The 26,209-nt window shown below is 71.3% G+C and carries 24 protein-coding genes; 2 read left to right on the top strand and 22 right to left on the bottom strand.

All coding sequences use genetic code 11. From position 1 onward, the window contains the following. Positions 1 to 2 precede the first annotated feature (2 nt). Positions 3 to 152, bottom strand: coding sequence for a hypothetical protein (locus tag H490_RS32370; RefSeq protein ID WP_017884523.1), 150 nt, complete (start codon positions 150 to 152; stop codon positions 3 to 5). A gap of 160 nt (positions 153 to 312) precedes the next feature. Between H490_RS32370 and H490_RS26510 the strand changes: the two genes are divergently transcribed. Beyond that, positions 313 to 1,824 carry a glycosyltransferase family 2 protein gene (locus H490_RS26510; RefSeq protein ID WP_017884522.1) on the top strand — a complete coding sequence of 504 codons (1,512 nt, stop codon included), beginning with the start codon at positions 313 to 315 and terminating at the stop codon, positions 1,822 to 1,824. Between the two features lie 84 nt (positions 1,825 to 1,908). Here the strand turns inward: H490_RS26510 and H490_RS26505 are convergent, their stop codons facing one another. The 10 genes from H490_RS26505 to H490_RS26465 form a co-directional block, all read right to left on the bottom strand. Then, positions 1,909 to 2,826 (bottom strand): RluA family pseudouridine synthase, encoded by a 918-nt coding sequence (locus H490_RS26505; RefSeq protein WP_017884521.1) that lies wholly within the window; start codon positions 2,824 to 2,826, stop codon positions 1,909 to 1,911. Beyond that, positions 2,813 to 3,559, bottom strand: coding sequence for a signal peptidase II (gene lspA / locus H490_RS26500; protein ID WP_228407046.1), 747 nt, complete (start codon positions 3,557 to 3,559; stop codon positions 2,813 to 2,815). Before lspA ends, H490_RS26505 begins: the two co-directional genes overlap by 14 nt. An 8-nt stretch (positions 3,560 to 3,567) precedes the next feature. Beyond that, on the bottom strand, positions 3,568 to 4,251 hold the full coding sequence (locus H490_RS26495; RefSeq protein WP_031290131.1) for a DivIVA domain-containing protein: 684 nt from the start codon (positions 4,249 to 4,251) through the stop codon (positions 3,568 to 3,570). A 91-nt stretch (positions 4,252 to 4,342) separates the two neighbouring features. Then, positions 4,343 to 4,636 (bottom strand): YggT family protein, encoded by a 294-nt coding sequence (locus H490_RS26490; RefSeq protein ID WP_017884518.1) that lies wholly within the window; start codon positions 4,634 to 4,636, stop codon positions 4,343 to 4,345. Between the two features lie 3 nt (positions 4,637 to 4,639). Beyond that, the gene (locus tag H490_RS26485) at positions 4,640 to 5,149 is read right to left on the bottom strand and encodes a cell division protein SepF (protein ID WP_041205663.1); all 510 of its coding nucleotides are present in this window, start codon (positions 5,147 to 5,149) and stop codon (positions 4,640 to 4,642) included. Positions 5,150 to 5,180: 31 nt separating this feature from the next. Further along, on the bottom strand, positions 5,181 to 5,888 hold the full coding sequence (locus H490_RS26480; RefSeq protein ID WP_017884516.1) for a YggS family pyridoxal phosphate-dependent enzyme: 708 nt from the start codon (positions 5,886 to 5,888) through the stop codon (positions 5,181 to 5,183). 5 nt (positions 5,889 to 5,893) lie between these two features. Further along, positions 5,894 to 7,138 (bottom strand): cell division protein FtsZ, encoded by a 1,245-nt coding sequence (gene ftsZ / locus H490_RS26475; protein ID WP_017884515.1) that lies wholly within the window; start codon positions 7,136 to 7,138, stop codon positions 5,894 to 5,896. Between the two features lie 139 nt (positions 7,139 to 7,277). Then, positions 7,278 to 8,591: an FtsQ-type POTRA domain-containing protein gene (locus H490_RS31760; protein ID WP_017884514.1), complete on the bottom strand. Its 1,314-nt coding sequence runs from the start codon at positions 8,589 to 8,591 to the stop codon at positions 7,278 to 7,280. A 32-nt stretch (positions 8,592 to 8,623) separates the two neighbouring features. Further along, positions 8,624 to 10,063, bottom strand: coding sequence for a UDP-N-acetylmuramate--L-alanine ligase (murC, locus tag H490_RS26470; RefSeq protein ID WP_017884513.1), 1,440 nt, complete (start codon positions 10,061 to 10,063; stop codon positions 8,624 to 8,626). A gap of 280 nt (positions 10,064 to 10,343) precedes the next feature. Continuing rightward, positions 10,344 to 11,546 carry an MFS transporter gene (locus tag H490_RS26465; RefSeq protein WP_017884512.1) on the bottom strand — a complete coding sequence of 401 codons (1,203 nt, stop codon included), beginning with the start codon at positions 11,544 to 11,546 and terminating at the stop codon, positions 10,344 to 10,346. Positions 11,547 to 12,172: 626 nt separating this feature from the next. On the opposite strand from H490_RS26465, the gene H490_RS31345 reads away from it, so the two are divergent. Next, positions 12,173 to 12,838 carry an endonuclease domain-containing protein gene (locus H490_RS31345; RefSeq protein WP_017884511.1) on the top strand — a complete coding sequence of 222 codons (666 nt, stop codon included), beginning with the start codon at positions 12,173 to 12,175 and terminating at the stop codon, positions 12,836 to 12,838. A gap of 434 nt (positions 12,839 to 13,272) precedes the next feature. On the opposite strand, the gene H490_RS26460 is transcribed toward H490_RS31345, so the two are convergent. From H490_RS26460 to H490_RS26410, 11 genes are all read right to left on the bottom strand, one after another. Then, complete coding sequence (locus H490_RS26460; RefSeq protein ID WP_017884510.1) at positions 13,273 to 14,349, bottom strand: UDP-N-acetylglucosamine--N-acetylmuramyl-(pentapeptide) pyrophosphoryl-undecaprenol N-acetylglucosamine transferase; 1,077 nt, start codon at positions 14,347 to 14,349, stop codon at positions 13,273 to 13,275. Then, positions 14,346 to 15,572: a putative lipid II flippase FtsW gene (ftsW, locus tag H490_RS26455; protein ID WP_152424287.1), complete on the bottom strand. Its 1,227-nt coding sequence runs from the start codon at positions 15,570 to 15,572 to the stop codon at positions 14,346 to 14,348. The genes H490_RS26460 and ftsW overlap by 4 nt, the downstream gene beginning before the upstream one ends. Positions 15,573 to 15,577: 5 nt before the next feature. After that, positions 15,578 to 17,110, bottom strand: coding sequence for a UDP-N-acetylmuramoyl-L-alanine--D-glutamate ligase (gene murD, locus H490_RS26450; RefSeq protein ID WP_017884508.1), 1,533 nt, complete (start codon positions 17,108 to 17,110; stop codon positions 15,578 to 15,580). An 11-nt stretch (positions 17,111 to 17,121) separates the two neighbouring features. Continuing rightward, entirely contained in the window at positions 17,122 to 18,207 is a 1,086-nt protein-coding gene (mraY, locus tag H490_RS26445; protein ID WP_017884507.1) for a phospho-N-acetylmuramoyl-pentapeptide-transferase, read from the bottom strand. Then, positions 18,204 to 19,625, bottom strand: coding sequence for a UDP-N-acetylmuramoyl-tripeptide--D-alanyl-D-alanine ligase (locus tag H490_RS26440; protein WP_017884506.1), 1,422 nt, complete (start codon positions 19,623 to 19,625; stop codon positions 18,204 to 18,206). Before H490_RS26440 ends, mraY begins: the two co-directional genes overlap by 4 nt. Continuing rightward, the gene (locus H490_RS26435) at positions 19,622 to 21,178 is read right to left on the bottom strand and encodes a Mur ligase family protein (RefSeq protein ID WP_017884505.1); all 1,557 of its coding nucleotides are present in this window, start codon (positions 21,176 to 21,178) and stop codon (positions 19,622 to 19,624) included. Before H490_RS26435 ends, H490_RS26440 begins: the two co-directional genes overlap by 4 nt. 26 nt (positions 21,179 to 21,204) lie before the next feature. Next, on the bottom strand, positions 21,205 to 23,001 hold the full coding sequence (locus H490_RS26430) for a peptidoglycan D,D-transpeptidase FtsI family protein (RefSeq protein ID WP_017884504.1): 1,797 nt from the start codon (positions 22,999 to 23,001) through the stop codon (positions 21,205 to 21,207). 57 nt (positions 23,002 to 23,058) lie between these two features. Further along, on the bottom strand, positions 23,059 to 23,655 hold the full coding sequence (locus tag H490_RS26425; protein ID WP_017884503.1) for a hypothetical protein: 597 nt from the start codon (positions 23,653 to 23,655) through the stop codon (positions 23,059 to 23,061). Further along, positions 23,652 to 24,638, bottom strand: a complete 987-nt coding sequence (gene rsmH, locus H490_RS26420; protein ID WP_017884502.1) for a 16S rRNA (cytosine(1402)-N(4))-methyltransferase RsmH — start codon at positions 24,636 to 24,638, stop codon at positions 23,652 to 23,654. Before rsmH ends, H490_RS26425 begins: the two co-directional genes overlap by 4 nt. A gap of 12 nt (positions 24,639 to 24,650) precedes the next feature. After that, positions 24,651 to 25,082, bottom strand: coding sequence for a division/cell wall cluster transcriptional repressor MraZ (mraZ, locus tag H490_RS26415; protein ID WP_017884501.1), 432 nt, complete (start codon positions 25,080 to 25,082; stop codon positions 24,651 to 24,653). A 735-nt stretch (positions 25,083 to 25,817) separates the two neighbouring features. Next, the gene (locus tag H490_RS26410) at positions 25,818 to 26,207 is read right to left on the bottom strand and encodes a DUF3040 domain-containing protein (protein WP_031290127.1); all 390 of its coding nucleotides are present in this window, start codon (positions 26,205 to 26,207) and stop codon (positions 25,818 to 25,820) included. Between the last annotated feature and the right edge of the window lie 2 nt (positions 26,208 to 26,209).

The following is a 26,209-nucleotide window of genomic DNA, read 5'->3' as shown; positions in this document are numbered from 1 at the left end:
ATTCAGTTCAGCGCCTCCCAGCGCGCGCTTCCCGGCGGCAGCTCATGCCACTCCGTGATCGCGGCGTGGATCACCACCACCGCCACGATCGCGATGGCCCGCAACCCCTCGAGATAGCGGATGCGCCCCGATCGGTCGTTCGCGCCCTTCATCCGCCTCATGCTAACGCGCCGCCCTCAGCAGCCCCTTAGTGCTGCCCGCAGCCGGGCGGGGTGTCAAGGCTCCCGCTCCCCCAGCAACCTGCGAGTCGTGCGCGCTACAGTGACGAGCGACGGCGCGCCCCGGCCGCCGCTGCTGGCAAGGAGATCCGCTGTGACCGTTTCAGACCCGCTGGTGAGCGTCGTGATCCCGGTGTACAACTCCATGCCCTATCTCACCGAGACCCTGCAGTCGGTGCTGGCGCAGGATCTGGAGCGCTTCGAGGTGATCGTCGTCGACGACGGCTCCACCGACGGATCCGGCGAGGAGCTGGACCGTTTCGCGGAGGCCGAGGATCGTCTCGTCGTGATCCACCAGCCGAACAGCGGGTGGCCCGGGGCTCCCCGCAACCGCGGGCTGGAGCGGGCTCGCGGCGAGTTCGTGTTCTTCATGGACTCGGACGACACCATCGCCCCGCATGCGCTGAGCGCGATGACGGCGATGGAGCGCGAGCGCGGCGCCGACGTGGTGATTCCGCGCATGAAGGGCGTCGCCGGTCGCGGCGTGCAGAGCCTCTTCGAGCGGTACCCGCAGGGAGAGATCGGCCTGGCACGCGCCATGGAGACCCTGTCGCCGCAGAAACTGTTCCGGCGCGAGCCGCTCGAGCGCGACGGCCTGCGCTTTCCCGAGGAGAAGGTGCGTCTCGAGGACGGCATCTTCGTCACCCGCGCCTACGTCCTCGCCCGCACGATCGTCTTCTGCGGCCGCGAGCCCCTCTACTTCATCGCGCTCCGCGACGACGGGCGCAACATCTCGTCCAGCAGCATCGACCCGGAGAACTACGTCGCCTCCTGCCGCCGCATCGCGCAGATCCTGCTCGACGGCGTCGAGGATCCGGAACGCGGCGCGCGGCTCGTGTGGCAGTTGTTCACGCGCAAGGGCCTGCGGTTCTACGCGCCGAAGCGCTGGCTGCGCATGGGCGTCGAGCGCAAGCGCCGGTGGGTCGCGCTGCACCGGGCCTTCCTCGAGGATCTCGTTCCGGTCGAGCTCGTGGAGCGCGCCTCGAATCCGACCGATCGTCGGAAGGCCGAGCTCATCCTGGCGGGCGACGTCTCGGGCCTCGACCGGTTGATCTCGGCCGAGGAGGATCTGGATCACCGGTCGGGCGTCGGCGCCGTCGCCCGGATGGCGAACGGCGTCGAACTCACCGTCTCGGTGCAGCCGCAGGACCCCCGACGGGGTTCGCTGATCGACGACGGCGTGCCGCCGGCATGGCGGCTGCGCGCCGCGGACCGGCTGCACCGCCTGCTGCGGCCGGCCATGGGCGCGCATCTCGGCCGGGGGCTCAGTCGGCGCCTCGCCGACGCGGTGTCCGCGGGCTCCCCGCGCGTGACGCTGTTGCTCTCCGGGCGGCGCTCCGCGCGGCGCATCGCGGTCCCCGGTCGGATCGCCGCCCGTGACGCCGCCGGCGCGCTCCGCTATCGCTTCGTGCTGCCCGACGATCTGTTGCAGCGCTTTCACGGCGACCGCGTGGATCTGTCGACCGTCGCCGAGGTGCGCGGGCTGAGCGGCGCTCCGGTCCGCGTCGCTCTCGAACCGTCGGCGGCCTCGGCGGTGGCGATCTCCGAGGGCGTCGAGCTCTACGCGACCGGACGGGGCAACGCGAGCCTTCGCGTTGCCCGCTGACGGCCCGGCCGCACGACGATGGCACCTGCCGCACCGCGGCCGAGGAGAGCGCCGCGCAGCCGCAGCCTCCACGAGCCGCCGGGGCTACGCCGCGAGGATGTCGAGGGCGCGCTGGAGGTCGTCGGGGTAGCGGCTCTCGAACAGCACGGGTTCGCCCGTGCCCGGGTGCCGGAATCCGAGTCGCATCGCGTGCAGCCACTGGCGGGTCAGGCCGAGCCGCTCCGAGAGGGTCGGGTCCGCTCCGTACATGCCGTCGCCGACGCACGGGTGGCGCTGCGCCGACATGTGCACGCGGATCTGGTGCGTGCGGCCGGTCTCGAGCTCGATCTCGAGCAGCGTCGCGTAGGGGAACGCCTCGAGCGTCTCGTAGTGGGTCACCGAGGGTTTGCCGTCGCGCGTGACCGCGAACTTCCACTCGTGACCCGGGTGGCGCCCGATGGGGCCCTCGATGGTGCCCGAGAAGGGATCCGGATGCCCCTGCACGACCGCGTGGTAGATCTTGTCCACCTCGCGCTCCTTGAAGGCGCGCTTGAGCTCGCTGTAGGCGCGCTCGCTCTTCGCGACGACCATGAGACCGCTCGTGCCGGCGTCGAGGCGGTGCACGATGCCCTGTCGTTCGGGCGGACCGGATGTGGCGACGCGGTAGCCGGCGCCGGCGAGCGCTCCCAGCACGGTCGGGCCCTCCCACCCGAGTGACGGGTGCGCGGCCACGCCGGCGGGCTTGTCGATCACCACGATGTCGTCGTCGTCGTGCACGATGCCGAGTTCGGGCAGGTGCACCGGCACGACCTCGGGGCCGCGCTTCTCCTGCCACGAGACTTCGAGCCAGCCTCCCGCCGTGAGCCGGTCCGATTTGCCGAGGGGGCGCCCGTCGAGGGTCACACCGCCGCTCCGGGCGACCTCGGCGGCGAAGCTGCGCGAGAAACCGAGCAGCTTCGCGAGGGCGGCGTCGACGCGCTCGCCCGCGAGCCCGTCGGGTACGGGGAGGCTACGCTGCTCCATCGCTGCGCCCCTCCTCGGGTCGCGTCGGGTCGGGATCGGTCGATCCCCCGTCCCGTCGCTCGGGAGCCACGGATCCCTCGCCCGCGGGTGCGGGATCGGCTGCTCCGGCATCGTCTGCGAGCGGGGTCGGATCGGCGCCGGCGGGCTCGGCGTCATCGGTCTCCGCGCCGTCCGCGCGCTTCGCTCGGGGCGAGCCGTCGATCGGCAGGCCGAGCAGGCTGATCGCCACGAACAGCAGCATGCCGCTCACGATCGCGATGTCGGCGACGTTGTAGATGGCGGGGTTGAAGCCGAGCCACATCCACGGCGTGAGGATGAAGTCGATGACGTGGCCCTCGGGGAACCCGGGTTCGCGCGTGAGCCGGTCGGTGAGGTTGCCGAGTACTCCTCCGAGCAGCAGGCCGAGGAAGACGCCCCAGGAGATCGAGCGCAGGCGGCGCAGCTGCCAGAGGATCACCACGACCACCACGGTGGCGAGCAGGGTGAAGATCCAGGTCGCGCCGGTGGCCATCGAGAACGCGGCCCCGGGGTTGCGCACGAAGTGCCACTGCAGGAACTCGCCGAGCACGGGCTCGGTGCGGCCCTCGGTCAGGTGGTCGACGACCCAATTCTTGGAGAGCTGGTCGACGGCGAACACGACGATCGCGACGCCGAGCAGGAGCACGGGCACCAGTCGACGTCGCGATGACGATGGGGTGGCGGGGGTGGCCGCCACGTCGGAAGCGTCGTTCACGCTCCCTGCTACTGCAGACCGTCGGGCGCGCCGGCGGGCTCGGGCGAACCGTCGAGGCCGCGCAGCTGCGACTGGATGTAGGAGCGCAGCGTGGAGCGGTACTCGGACTCGAACTGGCGCAGCTCCTTGATCTTGAACTGCAGATCGCCGCGCTCTTCGCCGAGCACGCGCAGCTCTTCGGCGCGCTGCTTCTGCGCCTCCTCGACGAGGTGCTTCGCGGTGCGCTCGGCGTCCTCGATCATCTGGTCGCGCTTCTGCTCGGCCTCGCTGATAAGGCGGTCGCGCGTGCTCTCGCCCTCCTGCACATGCTTGTCGTGCAGTTCGAGCGCGAGCTGCAGCATGGCGCTCGACTTGACGGCGTCGGGCTGCGGGTGCGCCGAGGTCTCGGGGGCGGAGGCCTGGGCCTCGACGACCGGCGCCGGGGCGGCCGGCTTGGGCGCGTCGACCACGATCGTCTGCTCGGAGGCGTCGCCAGAATCGTCGGAGTCGCCGCCCTTGCGGGCCTCGCACTCGGCGAGCTTCGCGGTGAGCTCCTCGATCTGCGCGCGCAGCTCGGTCTTCTCCTGCTCGTGCTGGCGCAACTCCTCGACGATCGTGTCGAGGAAGTCGTCGACCTGATCGAGATCGTATCCGTCGCGGAACTTGGTGATCGTGAACTTCTGGTTCACGACATCTTCAGGAGTCAGGGCCATCGTTTACGTCTCTTTCAGTTCGGGACCACTCGCGTGGTCATGGAACAACGCTAGCAAATAATGTCCGGTTCGCGCAGGAAGTGGCTCCTCGCTACCAGCCGGGGATGATCGCGAGCAGGATCCAGCACGACAGGAGGGCGAGCATCCAGCCGAGGTCGAGGGCGATCTGGCCGATGCGGATCGGGGGCAGCAGCTTGCGGAACATCTTGATGGGCGGATCCGTGACGGTGTAGACGAGCTCCACCAGCACCGCGAGGACGCCGCGCGGGCGGAAGTTGCGGTTGAGCACCAGGATCCAGTCGAGCACGAAGCGTCCCCAGAGCACGAAGATGTAGATGCGGAGCGCTACCCGCAGCACGGTTCCGATCGCGAAGACGATCTCCACCGCTTACGCCGAGGGTGCCACGAAGAACGAGCCGCTGTCCTGCTGACGCGAGTCGTCGCCGCCGACCTCGATGTGCTCGGGCGAGAGCAGGAACACCTTGCTCGTGACGCGCTCGATGCGTCCGTGCAGGCCCATGGTGAGCCCGCTCGTGAAGTCGATGAGGCGCTTGGCGTCGCCCTCGTCCATGCGCGACAGGTTGATGATGACCGGCAGCCCCTCGCGGAAGTTCTCGGCGATGACCTTCGCGTCCTTGTACTCGGTGGGGTGCACCGTGAGGATCTCGTTCATGGGCTGCTGCGCCGGCTGCTTGGTGGGCGTGACCCGGCGCAGCGGGGTGACCGAGGCGCGCTGGGGCGCCGGTCGGGCCGGCTCGGGCTTCGCGGCCGCCGGGGCGGACGACTCCTTCGCGGTCGAGCGGGGAGCCGCGGGCTGCTGCGACGCGGCGTTCTGCTCCTCGAGGTCCTCCTCGGCGAGGCCCAGGAACACCATGGTCTTCTTCAGCGGGTTGCTCATCATCTCTCCCAACGCGTGCGGTGCTTCGAGGCTACCTGGGGTCCGGGCGTTTTCCGGTGATTGCGCTGCCGATTCGCAGGTGTGTCGCTCCGGCTGCGACGGCCTCGGGGTAGTCGTGGGTCATGCCCGCGGAGATCGCGGTCGCCTCGGGGTCGAGCCGTCGCAGCCGCTCGGAGTAGTCGCGCAGTCGCGCGAAGGCCGAGGCGGGCGGTTCTTCCTCGGGCAGCGGGGCGACGGCCATCACGCCGCGCAGTCGCAGCGCTGGCGCCTCGAGCACGCGCTCGGCGATCCGCTCGATCTCGTCGGGGGCGGCGCCGCCGCGGCCGGGGTCGTCGGTGAGGTTGACCTGCACGAACGCCTCGACGGGCCGGTCGACCTCGGCCGTCGCGAGCGCGTCGACGAGTCGCTCGCGGTCGATCGAGTGGATCGCGCTCGCATAGCGCGCGGCCTGCCTGGCCTTCTTGGTCTGCAGCTGGCCGATGAAGTGCCAGTCGAGTTCGAGCGCGGCGAGCTCCTCCGCCTTGGCCTGGGCCTCCTGGTGGCGGTTCTCCCCCACGTCTCGCACGCCGAGCTGCGCGAGCGCGGCGACGAGCGCGGCGGGGTGGAACTTGGTCACCACGATGAGGGTGACCTCCTCGGGGTCGCGGGCGGCGGACCGGCACGCGTCGGCGATGCCCTGCCGCACCGAGACCAGCCGCTCGCCGAGCCCGGGAAACTCCGCGAAGTCGACGTCGCCCACGCCGCCTACCTCAGGAACTCGGGGATGTCGAGGTCGTCGTCGTCATCGCCGTCGAAGGCGGGGTCGGGCAGCTGAGCCTCGACGGGCGGGTTCGAGAGCACCTCGCCGAACTGGCCGGTGGGCGGGTTCTGCGACTCGGAGGCGCGCTCGCCCGCGGCGTTGAAGCCCTTGAAGCCGAGGCCGGTGGCCTCGCCGTTCGCGACGGCCGCGGCGGTGCCGGCGACCGGCGCGGGCACGTCGTCGATGCTCTCGACATGGCTGCCCCGGCGGCCTCGCTGCTCGGAGGACTGCACCTGCGGCGAGGGCTCGGTGTCGAAGCCCGCCGCGATCACGGTGACGCGCACCTCGTCGCCGAGCGTGTCGTCGATGACGGTGCCGAAGATGATGTTCGCCTCGGGGTGCACGACGTCCTGCACGAGCGTTGAGGCCTCGTAGATCTCGCTGAGGGCGAGGTTCGAGGATCCCTGGATCGACAGCAGTACGCCGTGCGCGCCCTCGACGGAGGCCTCGAGCAGCGGCGAGGCGACGGCGAGCTCGGCGGCTTTGATCGCGCGGTCGGCGCCTCGGGCGGATCCGATGCCCATGAGCGCCGCGCCGGCTCCCTGCATGACCGATTTGACGTCGGCGAAGTCGAGGTTGATGAGGCCGGGGGTGGTGATGAGGTCGGTGATGCCGGAGACGCCGGCGAGCAGCACCTGGTCGGCGGCGGCGAAGGCCTCGATCATACTGATGCCGGGCTCGCTGATGTCGAGCAGGCGGTCGTTGGGGACGACGATCAGGGTGTCGACGGCCTCGCGCAGGGTGTGCACGCCGGCGTCGGCCTGGGCCGCGCGGCGCTTGCCCTCGAAGCTGAAGGGGCGGGTGACCACGCCGATGGTGAGGGCGCCGATCGACTTGGCGATCCGCGCCACGACCGGGGCCGCACCCGTGCCGGTGCCGCCGCCCTCGCCCGCGGTGACGAAGACCATGTCGGCGCCGGAGAGCGCCTCCTCGATCTCCTCGGCGTGATCCTCGGCGGCGCGACGGCCCACCTCGGGATCGGCGCCGGCGCCGAGACCGCGGGTGAGCTCGCGCCCGATGTCGAGTTTGACGTCGGCGTCGCTGAGCAGCAGCGCCTGGGCGTCGGTGTTGACGGCGATGAACTCGACGCCGCGCAGGCCGAGCTCGATCATGCGGTTGACGGCGTTGACGCCGCCGCCGCCGACACCGACGACCTTGATCACCGCGAGGTAGTTCTGGTTGCCTGACACGTGGATCCCCTCCAACCTTCAACCTCTAGCTGAAGTTAAAAGTTAGTATTGCCGTATACATTTCCTGCGCACAACGGTATGGGCCAGCGCACTCCGAGCGCCGCAGACACGCCGCGCGGATCCGAGCAATTCGATCCGATCAGCGGAAGACGGGCGCCTCGGCCGACGACACGTCGATGTGCGCGACACCGCGATCCGCGAGCGCCACGAGCATCCGCGAGAGCACCTCCGCCTTGTAGCGCGTGCGGTCCGCATCGCCCCACAGCACCTCGACGCCGCTCGAGAGCGTGAACGTCACGTCCTGCGCGCTCGACCCCGTCACCGACACGATCTGCGCTCGCAGCTCGGCCGGCATGTCGCGCAGCGCGTGCCCCGCCGACCGGAAGGCGTCCGACGAGAAGTCGGTCACGGCCCCGACGGCCACCGGCGCACCGGCCGGCGGCGCCTCGGACGACGCCAGCAGCACGCCCGCCGAGTCGTAGACCGAGAAGCCCGCGTCGCCCTGCACCGAGATCACCGGCACGCGCTCCTCGATCCGCACCACGAGGGTGTGCGGCGGCACCCGCTCGACGGCGTAGTGCTGGATCATCGGGAACGGCTCGAGCGCGCGGTGCACCTCCGCGTCGTCGACGAGTGCCAGCGGGCGGCCGTCGAAGCGCGCCAGCGCCTGCTCGACCTCGGCCTGGTTCACGTTCACCGCGCCGACCACCTGCATTTCGCGCACCGCCATCATCGGGGTGAACGCCCCCGCGACGACGAACAGGGCGAGCGCCGCGACCGCTCCGAGCGCGATCAGCCAGTTGCGGCGCTTGCGTCGGCTGTCGGCCGAGAAGCGTCGCCGCTCCGACCGCAACTGGGCGCGATGCTGCCGCTCGGCATCGCGCAGGCGGCGCTCGGCCGCGCGCACGGGGTCGGTGTCCCGGTCGGCGCGCAGGCGGGAGAGCGAGAACCGCGCAGCGGGAGCGGCGCGCGCGAGAGCGCCGCGATCCGGATCACCCTCGGTCGAAGCGGAATCCGAAGCGGGATCGGCATCGAGCCGAACGCCGCTCCGCTCGGCGGCGTCCGCCGACGCGGGCCTGAACTCCGGGCTCGCCCGCGCTTCCTCGGCGACCTCCCTCGCCTCGCGCACCTCGCTCAGATCGACCGTGGGCGCCAGCGCCGGATCCCTCTCGGGGACCCCGGCGGCGCTCCGGGTTGCGTCGGGGCCGGGCGGGGCGGAGGGATCGACGGAGGCGGGATCCTCGGAGCCGCGATCCTCGCCCGCCCGACCCTGCCGGACCGGGTCGATCGTGGGCGATCCCGCCCGCCCGCCCGCGCGACTCAGCCGACGCCTCAGCAGCGAGGAACGCTCCTGCGCCTCAGCGCCCGGGCGCTCGGACTCGGGTCCGGGCGCGCCCGGCTCGGGCTCCCCTCCCCGCTCGGGAAGGCGGTCGAACCCGCTCGGTCGCTTCATCGATCAGCCCGCCTCGCCACGCGACCGCTCCCCTACTCGCCCGCGGGCTCGAAGCGGTCGCGCAGCGCGGCCACCACCTGCGGGATGATCCGGTAGACCGTGCCGCAGCTCATCGTCACCATCACGTCGCCGGGGCGTGCGATCTCGGCGAGGTAGTCGGCGGCGTCCTGCCAGTCCGGACGGTAGGCGACCCGGCTCTGATCGACGAAGTCGTCGGCGACGAGAGCGCCCGTGACTCCCTCCACCGGATCCTCGCGCGCGCCGTCGACCGCGATCACCACGGTGTGGTCGGCGCGCGTCTCGAGCGCCTCGGCGAACTCGCGGTGGAACAGCTTCGTGCGGCTGTAGAGATGAGGCTGGTGGATCGCGATGAGCCGACCCTCCTCGCCGACCACGGCGCGCGCCGAGTCGAGCAGCGCCGCCACCTCGGTGTGGTGGTGGGCGTAGTCGTCGTAGACCCGCACCCCGGCGACCTCGGCGTGGAACTCGAAGCGGCGCTTCGTGCCGCCGAACCCGGCGATCGCGGCGAGTGCGGCGCGCGACTCGAAACCGAGCCCCGTGAGCACCGCGAGCGCGCCCACGGCGTTGACCGCGTTGTGACGGCCGTAGACCGAGAGCTGCGCCTCGTGGCGCTCGACCACGCCGTCGGCGCCCGCGAGCTCGACCGTGAAGCGCACGGGGCCCGAGGCGTCGATCGAGACGATGCGCACGTCGGCGTCGGCGTGCTCGCCGAAGGTGCGGATCGGAGCCGTCCCGCTTCCCTCCCGCAGCGCGGCGAGCACCTCGGCCGCTCCCGGGTCGTCGGCCGAGACCACGATCTGCTCGCGGGCGCCGCGCGCGAAGTCGACGAACGCCCGCATGAACGCCTCGCGCGAGCCGTAGAAGTCGAGGTGCTCGGGATCGACGTTCGTGATGAGCGCGATGGCCGTGTCGTAGAGCAGGAACGACTTGTCGCTCTCGTCGGCCTCGATCACGAAGAGGTCGTCGGCGCCCGGGCCCGAGCTCACGCCGAGCGTCTCGATGATGCCGCCGTTCACGAAGGAGGGGTCGGCGCCGAGACCCAGCAGGCCGGTGACGATCATGCCGGTCGAGGTGGTCTTGCCGTGAGCGCCCGCAACCGAGACGACGCGCTTGCCGCGGGCGAGCCAGGCGAGGGCCTGCGAGCGGTGCAGCACCGGCAACCCCCTCGAGAGCGCGAGCTGGTACTCGGGGTTGTCCTGCCAGAGCGCCCCCGTGACCACCAGCGTGTCGGCATCGCCGACGTTCGCGGCGTCGTGACCGATGCTCACCCTGATGCCGAGCTGCTCGAGCGCCTCGGTCGAGTAGTTGGCGCTGCGATCCGATCCCGTCACCGACACGCCGGCGTGGTGCATCATGCGCGCGATGCCGCTCATACCCGAGCCTCCGATGCCGACGAAGTGCACGCGGCCGAGCTCGTCGGGGATCTGCATCTCGAGATCGGGGTAGATCATCTGGCCTCCTCAGATAGACACTCCAGCGTACCGCTTTCGCGGGACGGCTCACTGAGATCGCGGCGGCCGGTCGGCACCCGCCGGCCTTTCGGATCTTCCGCGTTGTCGGAGCTGCGGCGGGTGATCCGTCCGAGACGGCGGTGCGCTCCGAAGAACGCGACGTCGGATCGGGGCTTGATCCCGCGGCGCGGGATTCGGCACGGGGATTCGGCGCCGATCCGGATCGCGGCTCCGCCCCTGCCGGGTCGCGGGAGCGCGGGGCGCTCCGACCGGATCCGGATCACTCCCTCAGCGAGCGCTCCGCCTCGGGCTTCGGCACGAGCGGCACCGCGAGCGCCGGCGCCGCGGCGGCGAGCGCGAGCGCGGCCGGCACTCCGAGCGCGCCGATGAGGGCGCCCACGACCGGCCCGACGGCGGCCGCGGCGAGGAACTGTCCGGTGTTCTGGATCCCGAGCGCGCGACCGGCCCAGGCGGGCCCCGCGATCTCGGCGACGGCGGTGAAGGCGAGTCCGTTGTCGGCCACGCTCACGCAGCTCGCCAGCAGATAGGCGACCGCGGCGGGGATGCTCCACTCGGCCCAGCCGAACGCGGCCGAGAGCAGCATCGCCGCGATCGCCGCGATCGCGACGAGCCGCAGCGGTCCGAGCCTCGACATGGCACGGTCGCTCCACGCGCCCACCACGATGCGGCAGGCGGCTCCGGCGAACTGAGACGCTGCGACGAGGGCGCCCGCGGCGAGCGCGCTCCAGCCAAAGCCGACGGTGAACCAGACCAGGCCGAAGGTCGACAGCGCGAACTGCGGCACCACGAGCAGCATCGAGACCGCGTGGATGCGCACGAGCGTCGACGACGCCCGGTAGGGGCTGGCCTGCGCGGCCAGCGCCCCGCGCGCCGCGCGCCGCGGATCGCGCACGGCGAACGCGCACAGCACGAGGCTCAGCGCGCTCAGCACGCCGCCGAGCGCGAGGGCGGGCCCGATGCCCCAGGCCTCGGCGAGCGGGGGCACGCCCAGCGCGGCGATCGCCATGCCGAGCGGCTGGCAGGTCTGCCGGATGCCCATGGCCAGCCCGCGCCGCTCGGGCGGGAACCAGCCGGTGATGAGCCGCCCGCTGGCGCTGTTCGTGCAGGCGGAGACGGCGCCGCTCGCGACGAACGCGATGCCGAGCGCGGCGAAGCCGTGCATCGCCGTCGACGCCCCGACCACGGCGACCGTCAGCGAGAGGCCGACCAGGATCACGCGCCGCTCCCCGAAGCGGTCGGTCGCCGCGCCCCACGCCACGAGCGACAGCACCAGCCCGAGGTTCGGGGCTCCGGCGAGCAGGCCTGCGGCGGCGAGGCTCATCCCCTCGCGCTCGAGCATGTGCGGGATCAGGAACGCGGGAGCCGCTGCGACGACGGTGGTGGCGGCCTGCGCCACGACCATGGCGCCGAGCATGCACCACAGCGCGACGGGGATGGGCTGGCGGGCAGACGGCTGCTGCATGGGGGTCTCCGGTCTCGGCGGGTGTGAACCGGCACGACGACGCTGCCGCTGACGGGGAGCCGGTCGGTTCAGACCCCGTTGCGGCGGCGAAGAAGCTGCGCGCGAGACATGATGATGATCATACTGCAGGCCCGCGGCTCCTCCGCGCCGTCGCGATGCGCGCTGCACGATGCGCGATGCGCGAGAGCCGGGGTCGACGGATCCCGATCCGCCTCTCGTTCTTCGGGCCTCGCCCGTTTCTCGGATGAAACCCGGCGACTTGGTCCGAAACAACGGCTCGGTCCGAAACAACGGCTCGGTCCGAAACAACGGTTGGGCCCGAATCACCGGTAGCGGGACCGGCGTCCTCGCCGCACGGCACTCCGCTCACATCGGAGGTCTGCGCGACGGATCCTTCATGCTGTCCACAGATTGCGGGAATACCCCCAAGGCGACGCGATTCGTGGGGCACGCTCGAAGGCATGGCACTCACAGAACTCCTCCGGCGCAGCGGCGGAATCACCCGCACGTCAGTCCTCCTTCGGGCCGGGGTGACCCGCGGGGAGCTCCAATCGGCCTTCTCGAACGGACAGGTCCGAAGACCGCGAAAGGGATGGGTCGCCCTCCCCGGTGCCGACCCCGAACTGATGACCGCGGCGCGTCGGGGTCTGCTGCTGACCTGCGTCTCCCAGGCCGCACGCGCCGGGCTCTGGGTCCTCGCGGCCCCCAGGCATCCCCACTACGCGCCTCCGAATCCGCACAGCCACGTCGTGACCGGGCCCGGAGTGGTGCACTGGCGGGCACCGCCGGTGCCCCGCGCGCCCGGCCAACTGGAGGATCCGCTGGAGAACACGCTCGTGCTGGTAGCCGAGTGCCAGCCGTACGAGGCCTCCCTCGCGATCGTGGAGTCCGCGCTGAACCAGGGGCTGACCTCGATTCCGGCGCTGGATCTCCTCCCGTCCCCACGTCTGCGGGCCCTCCTGAAGAAGGCCACGCCCTTCGCGGACTCCGGGGTGGAGACCATCTTCAGATCCAGACTGGGGTGGCTGCGCATCCCGATCCGGGTGCAGACCCACCTGAGCGGGCACCGCGTCGACGTGCTCATCGGCGAGCGCTTGATCGTGCAGGTCGACGGCAAGCAGCACTCGGGCGCTCAACGTGACGGCGATATCCTGCACGACGCCGAGTTGAGGCGCCAAGGCTACGAGGTGATCCGCGTGACCTACTCGCTCGTCGTGCACCGTTGGGAACTGGTGCAGGAGGCCGTGCTCTCGGCGATCGCGCGGGGGTTGCATCTTCGGCGGTCGGCGTGACGTCGCTCAGGCTCACACGGAGCCTCCTATCAGGCGCACACGGACCCTCGTCTTCGGCGCACACCGAGCGCTGCTCTCCGGAGTGCACCGAGCACTGTTCCTCGGAGTGCACCGGGCCGTTCTGCGGCACGCACCAGGCCGTTCTGCGGCACGCACCGGGCCGTTCTGCGGAGCACGCCGTTGGTTCGGATCGAATCCCGCGATCCGGTCCGAACCAACGGCGTGCTCCGAAGGAGGGGGCCGGGTCGGCAAGCGTCGGTTGGGCCGCTGAGACTGCCGCCGCGACAGCAAAGCGTCCGCCGGGACAGCAAAGCACCGGTCGGACCGGCAACACGCCGGTCGGGCCTGCAGAACGCCGGTCGGGGCAGCGAAACGCCGGTCGGGCAGCAGGGCCGCGACCTCGGCGGCGAAGCGCCGGCCTGAGGGAACCCGCCTCAGCGGGCCTCGAGCGCCTCCCGCACGAGCGCGAGCAGGCGCTCCGTGCCGTCGAGCGCTCCGGCGCCGCGGGCCCGCTCCGCCATGTCGGCGAGGCGCGCATCGTCGCCCACGAGCGGGATCAGCGTGCCGCGCACCCACTCCGGGGTCAGCTCGGCGTCCTCGACCAGCAGCGCGCCGCCGGCCGCCACGACGCCGGCCGCGTTGAAGCGCTGTTCGCCGTTGCCGTGGCTGTACGGCACGAAGACGGCGGGCACGCCGAGCCCGGCGAGCTCGCTCACGGTCGTCGAGCCGGCGCGCGACACCGCGAGGTCGCACGCGGCGAGCGCGAGATCCATGCGGTCGCAGTACGGCACCACCGTGTACCCGGGCACGCCCGGATCCTCGACCTCGGTGAGCCCGCCCCAGATGTGCAGCACCTGGATGTCGGCATCGACGATCTCGGCCGCCGATCCCGAGACGCCTCGGTTGATGGCGCGCGCGCCGAGCGACCCGCCGGTGACGAGCAGTGTTCGCTTCTCGGGGTCGAGGCCGAAGTGCTTGCGCGCAGCGGCGCGCAGCCCCTCGCGATCGAGGCCCGTGATCTCGGGGCGCAGCGGCATGCCGGTCACGCGCGCACCCGGGATCGGGGTGCCCTCGAACGTGACGCCCACGTAGGGAGTGTTGCGCGCGCCCAGCTTGTTCGCCATGCCCGGCTTCGCGTTGGCCTCGTGGATCACGACGGGCACGCCCTCCTTGGCGCCGGCGCGATAGGCGGGAGCCGAGGCGTAGCCGCCGAACCCCACCACCACGTCGATGGAGCGGTCGCGGATCAGCGCGCGGGTCTCGCGCACCGCGCGCGCGAACCGCGCCGGGAAGCGCAGGGCCGCGACGTTCGGGCGCCGCGGGAACGGCAGCCGCTCGATGTGCACGAGCTCGTAGCCGCGCTCCGGCACGAGCCGGGCCTCGAGCCCCTCGCGCGTGCCCAGCACGACGATCTCGGCGCCGGGCTCCTCGGCCCGGATGAGGTCGGCGAGGGCGAGCAGGGGGTTGACGTGGCCCGCGGTGCCTCCGCCCGCGAGCAGATAGCTGGTCATCGTATGCCTCGGTTCCTTCCTCGTGCGGGGGCGGCGGCCTCGAGCTCCGCCTGGTACTGCGCGCCGTCGCGCGCGATCGAGATGACGACGCCGATCGCCGCGAGACACGCGATGAGGGCGGTTCCGCCCGCGCTGATGAGCGGCAGCGGCACCCCCAGCACGGGGAACACGCCGATGACCACACCGATGTTCACGAAGGCCTGCCCCACGATCCACACCATGATGCCGCCGACGACGGCCTTGCCGAAGCGATCCCGCGCGCGGGAGATCACGCGCAGCATCACGACCGTCAGCACGATGAACAGCACGATCACGAGCAGCGCGCCGATGAGGCCCAGCTCCTCGCCGATGATCGCGAAGATGTAGTCGTTGTCGGCGGCGGGCAGCCACGACCACTTCGCCTTCGAGTTGCCGAGGCCCACGCCGAAGAGCCCGCCGCTCGCGAGCGCCCACATGCCGTGCGTCGACTGCCAATCGATGCCGCTGTAGTCGTCGGTGCCGCCGGCGTGACTGAGCAGGCGCTGCATGCGGTTGGGGCTCGTGATGACGAAGAGCACGACCGCGAGCGCGCCGCCGCCGGCGGTGACCCCGAGCGTCTTCGCGCTGATTCCGCCGAAGTACATGGCCCCGAACACCATCGCGGCCATGATGAGCACGGTGCCGAGATCGCGCCCGAGCAGCACGACGCCCAGCGCGAGCACGGCGCCGGGCACGATGATGGGGATGATCTCGTGCCGCATCTGCCCGAGCAGCGGCTCCTTGCGCTGCAGCACCGCACCCACCCACACCACGAGCGCGAGCTTGAGCGCCTCGGAGGGCTGCGCGCCGAAGCCGCCGATCTGGATCCAGTTGCGATTGCCGTACACCTCGATGCCGAGCGGCGTGAACACGAGCAGCTGCAGGGCGATGCCGAGACCGAGCAGAACCCACGCCCAGCGCTTCCAGAACACCACGGGCATCGCGGCGGCGATCAGCATGAGCGGGATGCCGATGAGCGCGAACGAGGCCTGGCGCCAGAACCCGCCGAAGAAGCCCTGATCGTCGAGATACGACGTGATCGACGACGACGAGAGCACCATGATCAGGCCGAAGCCGACGAGCAGCAGCGTGATCGCGTACAGCGCCGCGACCGTGGGGTCGGATCCCGTGCGCAGCACGGCGCCGAGGCTGATCCGGGCCTGACCGGGCGCGCGCCCCCGGGATTCCGTCGATTCGGGCGCCACGCCGATCACTCCAGTTCGCGCACGGCCGCCTGGAACTGGCGGCCACGATCCGGGTAGTCCTTGAACTGGTCCATCGATGCGGCGGCGGGGGCGAGCAGCACCGTGTCGCCCTCGGTCGCGAGCGACGCGGCGGCCTGCACCGCGCGGGTCATCACCTCGCCGGCGCGGCCGGCCTCGACGGTCTCGCGCGCCTCGGCATCGTCGGAGATCTCGATGCGGGGCACGTCGGGTGCGTGCCGCTCGAGAGCCGTGAGCACGTCGTCGCGCTCGGCGCCGATCACGACGACGCCGCGCAGGCGGTGGGCGTGCTCGGAGACGAGCTGGCCGATGTCGACGCCCTTGAGCAGGCCGCCCACGATCCAGACCACCCGCCGCAGGGCGCGCAGCGAGGCGTCCGCGGCGTGGGCGTTCGTGGCCTTCGAGTCGTCGATCCACTGCACGCCGTCGTGCTCGCCGAGCAGCTGGGCGCGGTGGGCATCCGGCGTGAAGTTCAGGATCGCGTGGGCGATCTCGGCGGGCTCGACGCCTCGGGAGCGGGCGAGGGCGCTCGCCGCGAGCACGTTCTGCACCATGTGGGGGGCGGCGATGCCGCGCTCGGCGAGTTCGGCGACGGTCACGAGCTCGTAGGCCTCGGCGCGTCGCTCGGCGTGGAAACCGCGGTCGATCAGGATGCCCTCGACCACGCCGAAGCCGCTCGGCGGCGGCGAGTCGAGGCCGAAGCTGACGGCTCGGGCGCCCTCGACCACATCGGCCTCCTCGACCATGCGCTCGGTCTCGGCGTCGGCCCGGTTGTAGACGCATGCGACCTGGGTGTGCTCGTAGACCTTCGCCTTCGCCCCCCAGTAGGCCTCCGGGCCGCCGTGCCAGTCGAGGTGGTCGTCGGCGAAGTTGAGGCAGGCGCTCGCGTAGGGCGAGATCTCGCCCAGACGCTCGAGCTGGAAGCTGGAGAGCTCGACGACGATCGCGTCGTAGCCCTGCGGGTCGCGCAGTGCATCGAGGATCGGGGTGCCGATATTGCCGGCGGGGGTGGCCCGCAGGCCGCCGGCCACGAGCATGTGGGCGGTGAGCTGCGTGGTGGTGGTCTTGCCGTTGGTGCCGGTGATGCAGATCCAGTCGGCCACTCGCGGGGTCTTGTCGCGCAGCCGCCAGCCGAGCTCGATGTCGCCCCACACGGGGAGGCCGCGCTGGGCCGCCCACGCCGTGAGGGGGTGGTCCGGCCGGTATCCCGGCGAGACGACGACGAGGTCGGGGCCGAAGGCGGCGAGGTCGCCGAGCTGCTCGGGATTGCTCTCGGCGCAGAACCGCTCCGCGCCGATGACGTCGAGCAGTCGCTCGCGATCCGGATCCGGGGCGCCGTAGACGACGCGCACGCGGGCGCCGAGCTCGACCAGGGTGTCGGCGACCGAGAACCCGGTGACTCCGAGGCCGAGCACCGCGACCCGCAGGCCGCGCCAGTCGTCGTGCCAGCTCGAGAGCGCGAGCACGCGCTCCGTGGTCCACTGGGTCTGGTTCACGTCGTCCCCCGCTGTCTCCGTCATGCCGTTCTCCGTCACTGCTGCAGCAGCCACTCGCCGTAGAAGGCGCCCACGCCCGCGATCGCGAACAGGCCGGCGACGATCCAGAACCTCACCACCACCGTCACCTCGGCCCAGCCTTTGAGCTCGAAGTGGTGATGGATGGGGCTCATCAGGAAGATGCGCCGGCCCTTCGTCACCTTGAAGTAGAGGCGCTGCAGGATCACCGAGCCGGTCTCGATGATGAAGAGGCCGCCGACGAGCAGCAGCAGCAGCTCGGTGCGGGTGAGGATCGCGAACGCGGCGATCGCACCGCCGATGGCCATCGACCCGGTGTCGCCCATGAACACCTTGGCTGGGTTCGTGTTCCACCAGAGGAAGCCGGCGACGCCGCCGAGGAACGCGGCCGCGATGACGGCGAGGTCCATGGGATCTCGCGTGGCGTAGCAGCCGAGCTCGCCCGCGGTCGCGGCGCAGCTCTGCGCCGACTGCCAGAAGCCGATGACGAGGTAGGCGCCGAACGCGAAGATGGCCGAGCCCGCCGCGAGACCGTCGAGGCCGTCGGTCACGTTCACGGCGTTGGTCGTCGCGGTGACGATCACCATGATCCAGATGATGAAGAGGCCGATGCCGAGGATCGGGCCGAGCACCGTGAAGTCGAACGGCAGGTCGCGGAACACCGAGATGTGCGTCGAGATCGGCGTGACGCCGGCCTCGTTCGCGAAGCGCAGGCCCAGCAGCGCGAAGGCGACGGCGATCGCGACCTGACCGGCGATCTTCGCCCAACCGTTCAGGCCGGCCGAGTTCTGCAGCCGGGCCTTCATGAAGTCGTCGACGAAGCCGACGAGGCCGGCGCCCACGGCCATGAGGATCACGAGCAGGGCCGAAGGCGACGGCGTCTCGCCCATCACGAGTTTGCCCACGAAGTAGGCGATGACCGAGCCGGAGAGGAAGATGAGCCCGCCCATGGTGGGGGTGCCCCGCTTCACCTCGTGCTCCTTCGGGCCGTCGACCCGGATCGGCTGGCCCCAGCGCAGACGGTTGAACCCACGCAGGAACAGCGGCGTGAGCAGCAGCGAGTAGAGCAGCGAGAAGCCGCCCGCGATCAGCAGCGCGATCATGCGTAGGCCTCCCCGAGTCGGTCGCCGAGCGATTGCAGGCCCGCCGCATTGGACGATTTCACGAGCACGGTGTCGTTCGGCCGCAGCGTGCTCGTCAGGTAGTCGTAGGCCTCGTCGCGGGTCTCGAAGAACACGCTCTCGCCGTCCCACGATCCCTCGTTGATGGCGCTGATGTGCAGGTGGCGCGCGTCGGCGCCGACGACGACCAGCTCGGAGATGCGCAGTCGCACGGCCTGCAGGCCGATGCGGATGTGCTCCTCGATCGAGTACTCGCCGAGCTCGCTCATCGCGCCGAGCACGGCGACGGACCGGCCGTCGGGCCTGCGCACCTGAGCGAGGGTGCGCAGCGCGGCGCTCATCGAGTCCGGGCTCGCGTTGTAGGCGTCGTTGATGATCGTGACGCCGTCGCGGCCGCCGAGCACCTGCATGCGCCCGGGCGCCGCGAGCGTCGCGGCTTCGAGGGTCTCGACGACCTCGGCGAGCGGGAGGCCGAGCTCGAGGCCGACCGCCGCGGCGGCCAGCGCGTTCATGACGTGGTGTTCGCCGAGCACGCGGAAGCGCACGGGCAGCGACGCGGTCTCGCCGTTCGCGAGCGGGGCGTGCAGGGTGAAGCGGGTGCCCTCGGCGGAGGAGTCGACGTCGCTCGCGCGCACGTCGGCGTCGGGGTGCAGGCCGAACCAGCGCACGCGGGCGCGGGTGAGTTCGGCCATCTGCGCGACGCGGGGATCGTCGTGGTTGAGCACGGCCACCGCGTCCTCGGGCAGATCGCGCACCATCTCGCTCTTCGTGCGGAACGTGGTCTCGATGCCGCCGAACTCTCCGGCGTGGGCGAGGCCGACCGAGAGCACCACGCCGATGTGCGGAGGCGCCATGGCCGTGAGGCGGGCGATCTCGCCCTCGGCGCTCGCACCCATCTCGGCGACGAGCGTGCGCGTGGCCCCGTCGACGCGCAGCATGGTGAGCGGGCCGCCGACCTCGTTGTTGAACGACTTCGCCGACGCTACGGTCGGGCCGAGCCGCTGCGCCATCTCGGCGACGAGGTTCTTGGTGGTCGTCTTGCCGTTGGATCCGGTGATGCCGACGATCGTCAGGTCGCCGAGGTCGCGCACCCGGCGCACGACCTCGGTCGCGAGGGCCCCGAGCGCGTCGGTCGCGTCGTCGACGACGATCTGCGGCACCCGATCGTCGAGCTCGCGCTCGACGACGAGCAGCGCGGCGCCCGCTTCGACGGCCTTGCCCGCGAAGAGGTGGCCGTCGGTCTCCTCGCCGCGGCGGGCGAAGAAGATCTGGCCGGGCCGCACCTCGCGCGAATCGGTCTGCGACTCCCCCGCGACCACGGCCGCGGGATCGGCGCCCTCCGGTCCGGCAAGCCGCCCGCCGGTCGCGCGCGCGACCTCTTCCAGCGTCAGTTCAATCACGGAAGCAATCCTGCCTCGCGGAGCGCGCCGCGTACCTCATCACGCGCCGAGTACGGCAGATGCTGACCGGCGACTTCCTGGTAGTCCTCGTGTCCGGGACCGGCATACAGAATAACGTCCCCTGCTCGGGCGAGCGAAATGGCGAGGCGGATCGCCGCCCTGGGGTCGCCCTCCTCGATCACCTCCGCGCGCTTCGCCGAGCGGGCGCCCTCGATGAGCTGGGCGCGGATCGCCTCCGGCGGCTCCGACCTCGGGTGGTAGTCGCAGACGATCACGGTGTCGGATCCGGCCCCGGCGATCCGCCCCATCTCCTCGCGCTTCGTGGTGTCGCGGTCGCCGTCGGCGCCGAACAGGAAGACGATCCTGCCGGGGACGACCTCTCCGAGCGCATCGAGCATCGCTTCGAAGGCGCCCGGAGTGTGGCCGTAGTCGACGTAGAAGCGCGGGCCCTGCGCGTCGGGCGCGGACATCAGCTCGAGCCGCCCCGGGATGTAGACCGGGATCCGGCCGCGCTCGAGCCCGGCCTCGACCTGCGCGAGCGGGATGCCTGCCTCGTGGAGCATGATGAGGGCGAGCGCGGCGTTCTCGGCCATGAACCGGCCGAAGACGGGCACACTGCCCCGGAAGTGCGCGCCGGCAGGCCCCTGCAGCACGAACGACACCCCGTCGATCGTCTGCCGGGTGATCGCGAGATGCCAGTCGGCGTCCTGCCCGTACTCGGTCGCGAGCCTCGTGACGGGGATGCGCGATTCACGGGCGATGCGCTGCCCGTAGGGAGAGTCGACCACCACGACGCCGCGCTCGGCGTGCTCGGGGGCGAAGAGCGCGAGCTTCGCCGCGAAGTAGCTCTCCATGTCGCCGAAGTCGTCGAGGTGGTCCTGCGAGAAGTTGTTGAAGGCCACCACGTCGAATCGCACGCCGTCGATGCGGTGCCGCTCCACGGCGTGCGCCGAAACCTCGATGGCGACGCCGTCGACGCCCTTCTCGCCCATGCGTGCGAGCAGCGCGTGCAGTTCGGGCGCCTCCGGGCTCGTGAGGTCGGAGACGATCACCTCGTCGCCGATGCGCCGCTCGGCCGTCGAGCTGAGGCCCGGCGTGAAGCCGGCCGCCCGCAGCAGCTCGGCGAGCAGGTAGACCACGCTCGTCTTCCCGTTCGTGCCGGTGATGCCGAACACCTTGGCGCCGAAGTCGCCCGTGGCGTAGACGCTCGCCGCCACCTCGCCGAGGATCTCGCGCGGGTTCTGCTCGGAGACGAGGATCGGCAGCGCAGATCCGGTCTCGCGGGCGATCCCGGCCCCCTCGGCATCGGTGAGCAGCGCCACCGCCCCGGCGGCCTCGGCCTGCCGGGCGAAGGAGGCGCCGTGGCGGCGCGCACCGGGCAGGGCCGCGTAGAGGTCGCCGGGCCGCACGTCGCGGGAGTCGAGGGTGACGCCGTTCGCGGCGAGACCCGCCGTCTCACCGCGCGGTTCGAGGGCGAAGCGCACCGCCAGCTCGTCGAGCCTGACGGGTGCGGGGTGCTGCGGTCGGATGCTCAGGGCATCTCCGGTACTCACTGCGGGGGCCTCCTGCGGGCGTCTGGTCAGTACTCCGTGGGGAGCGGTTCGAAGGTGCCCGTGGAGGGCGGGATTCGGAAGGTGCGGATCGTCGCCTCGGCTGCCTCGCGGAACGCCGTGAGGGCCGCGACGCTGCCGTCGCCCGCCGACGGGAATGCTATCGATGCTACCGCGACGTACCGGGGATCGTCGGCGGGGAAGATGCCCGCGAAGGAGTGCACGTAGTCGGTGCGGTAGCGCCCGGTATCCGGATCCACCTGCTCGGCGGTTCCGGTCTTGCCCGCGATGCGGTAGCCGGGGATCGCGACGATGTCGTTGTACCAGCCCTCGGTCACGACGGTCTCGAGTATCTGCATCATCTGCGCCGAGGTGTCCTCGGAGACGGCGCGCTGCGATTCGCCGTGGTCGAGCTCGGTGCGCTCTCCCTCGCCGTCGGTGCAGCTGCGCACGAGGCTCGGCGGCACGCGCACGCCGCCGTTCGCGATGGTCTGGTACACGCCCGCGGTCTGCACGATGGTCGACGAGAGGCCCTGACCGAAGGTGGTGTTGTACGAGGTCTGCCGGTCCCACTGCTCGGGCGCGTAGAGCATGCCCGAGTCCTCGACCGGTAGGCCGGTCTGCGTACCGATGCCCACGCCGAAGCGCTGCAGGTAGTCGTAGCGCACCTCGGGGGCGAGCATCGTGCCGAGCGTCGCCGTGCCCACGTTCGACGACTGCGTGAGGATACCGGTGAGCGTCCACTGCATCGGCGGGTGGTTGAAGGAGTCGCCGAAGCGCACGCCGGGCTCGGGCTCGAGGTAGTCGGGGGTGAGGTTGCGCGTGTACGGTGTGGCGACGCCCTGATCGATGAGGGCCGCCGCCGTGATCGTCTTGAAGGTCGAGCCGGGCTCGTAGGGGGAGGTGAAGGATCGCGCCTCGCGTTTCGCCGGGTCCGAGGCGTCGACGTCGTTCGGATCGACCGAGCCGTCCTCGGCGACGGCGACCAGCTCGCCCGTCTTCACGTCCATGACCACGAGCAGCCCCCAGTCGGCCGCCACGCGCTGCACCTGCGCGTTGATGGCCTGCTGCGCCTCCCACTGCAGGTCGAGGTCGATGGTGAGGTCGACGGTGCCGCCGTCGACGGCCTTCTCGGTCACGACGACGCTGCCCGGAAGCGCCACGCCGTCGGCGCCGCGCTCGTAGGTCTCCTGGCCGTCGACGCCAGTGAGGCACTCGTCCTGCGACACCTCGACGCCCGAGAGCGGCACCCCCTCGAAGCCGTTGAAGCCGATCAGGTTGCCGGCCACCGCGCCGTTCGGGTAGTCGCGGGTGTGGTGCTGGTCGAAGGTCAGCCACGGGATCTGCAGCTTCTTGAGCTTGTTGAGCGTCGGCAGGTCGATGCCGCGCTTCACGTAGGCGAAGTCCGACTTCGGGTTCTCCGCGAGCGCGTCGTCGACGATCTTCTGGATCTCCTCGGAGGACTGCCCGGTGATCGCTCCGATCTCGGCGAACGCATCCTTCGCGGTCACGGTGACCGTGCCCACGCCGCGCTCGAGGTCCGGGCGGGGGAACTTGCCGCCGTTCAGCTTCGTGTTCTTCGGCGAGAGCTGCACGTCGTAGCGCTCATCGGTTGTCGCGAGCACCTCGCCGTCGCGGTCGACGATGTCGCCGCGCACGCTCGGGATCTTGACCGGCACGGCGCGCTTGTCGCGCGCATCCTCGTTCAGCGCGGCGGCGGACACCATCTGCACGTCGACGAGGCGCACGAGGAAGACGAGGGCCGCCACGACGATGATCGCGAGCGCGATCGTGCGCCTCAGAGCGGCGCCGCGGAGTGGTCGCATCTTCCGTCTCCCTCTCGTACGCGGTATTCCAGTCGGATCCCGTCAGCGGTTCGCCGCTCAGCGGGTCTCCGGTGCGGGCAGCTTGCCCTTCCAACGTACCGGCGGATCGATGGGCTCCTGCTGCGCACCGCCGACCGCGCTGCGGGGAACCAGCAGGCCCTCGGCGTCGACGACTGGCATCGACTCCAGCGTCGAGTTCGGCACGAGGTTGCCGCGCACCTCGGAGGTGGGCGAGTCGAGGGCGCCGAGCACCGCGCCGTCGCTGAGGCGCAGCGTAGCCGGCCTGGAGTTCTGCACCATGCCGAGCGCCGCGGCGTTCTCGGCGAGGTTCTGAGGCGACGAGAGCTTGTCGACGTGCTGCGCGAGCACCCGCTCGACGCGGGCGAGATCCCGCTGCTCGATCTCGAGCGCGCGGGCCTCGTAGGCCCCCTGGGAGATCGCGATGCTCAGCCCGAGCTGGGTCGCGAGGATCACGAGGATCACGCCCACGGCGACGAGCCCGCCGATGAGCGGGCTCGCCATGCGTCGCTTGACCGCTCTCGGAGACTCGGCGATGCGCAGGTGGCGCTCACCGGCGCCCGGGCGGGCGGGAGCGGTCGCCGGAGCACCGCTTGCGGGGGCGGCGTCGAATCGGATCGGAACCGTGCTGTTCATCGCACCTCCCTCGTACGCTCAGCGGCTCGCAGCCGCACCGGGATCGCCCGCGGATTGCGGGCCCGTTCTGCTTCGTCGGCGAGTTCGGCGCCGCGGGTGAGCAGGCGGAACTCGGGTCGGTGCTCGGGCAGCTCGACCGGAAGCCCGGGAGGGGCGGTCGACTTGCTGCGCCTCGCGAGCTCGCGCTTCACGAGGCGGTCCTCGAGCGACTGGTAGGACATGATCACCGCGCGCCCGCCGAGGCCGATCAGGTCGAGTGCGGCGGGGATCGCTCGCTCGAGCACCGCGAGCTCGCCGTTCACCTCGATGCGCAGCGCCTGGAAGACGCGCTTCGCCGGGTGGCGCTGATCCCGCACCGCCGCGGGCGTGGCCCGCTGCAGCACCTCGACCAGCTGGCCGCTGCGCTCGATCGGCGCCTCGGCCCGCGCCGCGATGATCGCGCGGGCGTAGCGGGCCGCGAGCGGCTCCTCTCCGTAGCGCTCGAAGATCGCCCGCAGGCGGCCCTCGGGGGCCGACGCGAGCACCTCGGCCGCGGTCTCTCCGCGGCTCTGGTCCATGCGCATGTCGAGCGGAGCGTCCTGCGCGTAGGCGAAGCCGCGGTCGGCCTCGTCGAGCTGCAGCGACGAGACGCCCAGGTCGAACAGCACGCCGTCGATGCGGTCGAAGCCTGCGTCGCGCACCGCTCGTCCGATCTCGTCGTACACGGCGTGCACGCGGATGACGCGGTCGCCGAACCGTTCGAGCCGACGGCCCGCGAGTGCGAGGGCCTCGGTGTCGCGGTCGAGCCCGATGACGGTGAGCGCGGGGTGGGCTTCGAGCATGGCCTCGGTGTGACCGCCCATGCCGAGGGTGGCGTCGACGACCACGGCGCCGGGCCGCTCGAGCGCGGGCGCGAGCAGTTCGAGGCAGCGCTCGAGCAGCACGGGCACGTGCAGCTCGCTCGCATCCCGCTCGTCGTGGTGGGTGTTGTCGTGCTGAGTCATGACGCGTCCGGGCTAGAACATGCCCGGGATCACCTCCTCCTCGATGTCAGAGAAGGCCGATTCCTGCTCGGTCAGGTAGGTCTGCCAGGCCTCGGCGTCCCAGATCTCAGCGCGGCTCCCCGCGCCGATCACGGCGAGTTCGCGGTCGAGGCCGGCGTACTCGCGCAGGGCCTGCGGAATGGTGATGCGGCTCTGCTTGTCGGGCGTCTCGGGGTGGGCGCCGGAGAGGAACACGCGCAGATAGTCGCGCGCCTGCTTCGAGGTGACGGGCGCCTGCCGGATGCGGTCGTGCATCTCGGCGAACTCGCTCTCGCTGAAGACGTAGAGGCAGCGCTCCTGCCCGCGGGTGATGACGAGCCCTTCGGCGAGCTCGTCGCGGAACTTGGCGGGGAGGATCAGCCGGCCCTTCTCGTCGAGGCGGGGCGTGAAGGTACCGAGAAACACGGATCCCCCCTCTCGCCGACTCGACCGTGGAATCCCACACTACTCCACTTTCCTCCACTTCAGTGATCTTTCTCTCCACCGAGCCGCCACTCTTCACCCGAAGGACCACAACTCCGTTGAAATACCGGGCCTCCCGGCGACACTCCCGAGCGCGCGCCACCCGCTGCGGGAGCCGGCTACGCGCCCCGCAAGCGCGCTGGAACACGCCGAATCGGCCGCCGAGGCAGCTCGACAGGGCAATCGCCCGCCAAGAGTGGAGGGAAGTGGAGGGACGGCCACGAAGACGCGAAGCAGGTCGGGCCCGAGGCCCGAATCCCCTCACCCGACGCCCCCGGGCGGCTCCATACCCCTCACCCCCGCTTCGCAGGGAGCTCCTCGCGATATCAGCAGACACCCCGGCCGGCAGCGCCTCTCGCAGGCCCGGCGCAGGGCGGGCACGGCGCGGCAGCGGCAGCGGGCCCGGCCCAGCGCGGAGCGCGCGGCACCCGCGAGGCATCGCCGAGACCCGGGCGAACAGCAGCAGAGGGGCCGCGGTCGAAACCACGGCCCCTCTCGAGACTGCTCCAGGCTCAGTCGCTCCTCGCGCTTCGCTCGGTCGGCCGGCGCAGCAACGCCGCCGAACGCGACCCGAAAACGCTGGCGCGTTCTCGGCTAGCGCTCCACCCCGCGCTTCACTCCGTAAGCCGGCGCAGTAGCGCCGCCGAGCGCGACCCGAAAACGCTGGCGCGTTTTCGGCTAGCGCTCGCCCTCCATGCGCTCGTCCCAGCGGCGCTCCATGCGCTCGCTGAATGACTCGCGGGCCGCGCTCTGGGCGCCGGAATCACCGGGGTTCTCGCCGGGTACCGCATCGGCGCTCAAATTGGTCTCGGAGCCGCGCACGAACATCAGCATCACTCCGCCGAGCATCGCGGCGAAGCCGATGAGGCCCAGCCACAGCTGCTGCGCCGCGACACCACCGACCAGCACCCCCAACCCCACGAGCACCACGACGATGCCGAGCACGAGGGACCGGTAGTTCATGCGGCAGCGAGCGCCGGGAACGGTCTGCATCACATCGGCTTCGCTCTGATAGAAGCTGCGCTCCATCTCGTCGAGCAGCCGCTGTTCATGTTCTGACAACGCCATGA

It is taken from the genome of Leucobacter sp. UCD-THU, assembly GCF_000349545.1.
Lineage (GTDB): Bacteria > Actinomycetota > Actinomycetes > Actinomycetales > Microbacteriaceae > Leucobacter > Leucobacter muris.
Note: the sequence above shows the minus strand (reverse complement) of the source record. Positions and strands in the feature narration are given on the sequence as shown.

Excerpts from the sequence above, each read along its gene's own strand:
- rsmH (WP_017884502.1), bottom strand. The coding sequence starts at position 24,638 with ATGACTCAGCACGACAACACCCACCACGACGAGCGGGATGCGAGCGAG.
- murD (WP_017884508.1), bottom strand. The coding sequence starts at position 17,110 with ATGACGGAGACAGCGGGGGACGACGTGAACCAGACCCAGTGGACCACG.
- H490_RS26425 (WP_017884503.1), bottom strand. The coding sequence starts at position 23,655 with ATGAACAGCACGGTTCCGATCCGATTCGACGCCGCCCCCGCAAGCGGT.
- H490_RS26410 (WP_031290127.1), bottom strand. The coding sequence starts at position 26,207 with ATGGCGTTGTCAGAACATGAACAGCGGCTGCTCGACGAGATGGAGCGC.
- mraY (WP_017884507.1), bottom strand. The coding sequence starts at position 18,207 with ATGATCGCGCTGCTGATCGCGGGCGGCTTCTCGCTGCTCTACTCGCTG.
- H490_RS26465 (WP_017884512.1), bottom strand. The coding sequence starts at position 11,546 with ATGCAGCAGCCGTCTGCCCGCCAGCCCATCCCCGTCGCGCTGTGGTGC.
- H490_RS32370 (WP_017884523.1), bottom strand. The coding sequence starts at position 152 with ATGAAGGGCGCGAACGACCGATCGGGGCGCATCCGCTATCTCGAGGGG.
- H490_RS26430 (WP_017884504.1), bottom strand. The coding sequence starts at position 23,001 with ATGCGACCACTCCGCGGCGCCGCTCTGAGGCGCACGATCGCGCTCGCG.
- H490_RS26460 (WP_017884510.1), bottom strand. The coding sequence starts at position 14,349 with ATGACCAGCTATCTGCTCGCGGGCGGAGGCACCGCGGGCCACGTCAAC.
- H490_RS26485 (WP_041205663.1), bottom strand. The coding sequence starts at position 5,149 with ATGAGCAACCCGCTGAAGAAGACCATGGTGTTCCTGGGCCTCGCCGAG.
- H490_RS31760 (WP_017884514.1), bottom strand. The coding sequence starts at position 8,591 with ATGAAGCGACCGAGCGGGTTCGACCGCCTTCCCGAGCGGGGAGGGGAG.
- H490_RS26505 (WP_017884521.1), bottom strand. The coding sequence starts at position 2,826 with ATGGAGCAGCGTAGCCTCCCCGTACCCGACGGGCTCGCGGGCGAGCGC.
- murC (WP_017884513.1), bottom strand. The coding sequence starts at position 10,063 with ATGATCTACCCCGATCTCGAGATGCAGATCCCCGACGAGCTCGGCCGC.
- H490_RS31345 (WP_017884511.1), top strand. The coding sequence starts at position 12,173 with ATGACCGCGGCGCGTCGGGGTCTGCTGCTGACCTGCGTCTCCCAGGCC.
- H490_RS26495 (WP_031290131.1), bottom strand. The coding sequence starts at position 4,251 with ATGGCCCTGACTCCTGAAGATGTCGTGAACCAGAAGTTCACGATCACC.